The organism is Vibrio sp. 378, from assembly GCF_033339435.1.
This window is the reverse complement of sequence record NZ_JAWOUO010000672.1, coordinates 1-649: the sequence shown is the minus strand read 5'-3', so window position 1 is coordinate 649 and position 649 is coordinate 1. Positions and strand designations below refer to the sequence as shown.

Sequence of the window (649 nt, the reverse complement as noted above, 5' to 3'; positions counted from 1 at the left end):
TTGGACAAGACTTTTGGATCGAGCCCATGATCAATGCCTAAGTTCAGCGCCTCACACGTGCCTGACATCAAAATACCCAGCATCAGGTTATTACAGATTTTAGCCATCTGCCCATCGCCAGCTTTACCCGCATGAAAAACGTTTTTCCCCATGTACTGCAAAATGGCGTTCGCTTTTGAGAATGCCTCATCCGAGCCACCGACAATGAACGTCAACGTAGCCGCTTTAGCTCCCGCGACGCCACCCGAAACCGGTGCGTCGACAAATAACAAACGCTTGTTTGCCGCTTCATTGGCAACCAATCTTGCTGAATCGGGATCGATCGTCGAACAGTCAATCAATAGCGTATTCGGTGCGACAAGGTTCATCACGCCAACGCCCCCGTGTAAGTCCCCCAAATACACCGACCGAACGTGAGACCCCGCAGGAAGCATGGTGATCACAGTGCTTGCACCATCCACCACTTCTTCGAGCGAGCTCGCAACCACTGCCCCAAATGGCATCAGTTGTTTTGCGGCTTCCACATCCACGTCAAATATTTGCACGTTAAACCCTGACGCTAACAAGTTCTGCGCCATTGGATTTCCCATTCGACCCAACCCAATAAATGCGATGGTACTCATGATCATTCTCCTTATTGACCTAACGG

The 649-nt window shown here is 50.5% G+C and carries 1 protein-coding gene; it reads right to left on the bottom strand.

Annotated elements, in window-relative coordinates:
- A partial coding sequence (locus R7Q48_RS28180; protein ID WP_318133615.1) for an NAD(P)-binding domain-containing protein occupies nucleotides 1-623 on the bottom strand: 623 nt, incomplete at its 3' end.
- Nucleotides 624-649 lie beyond the last annotated feature (26 nt).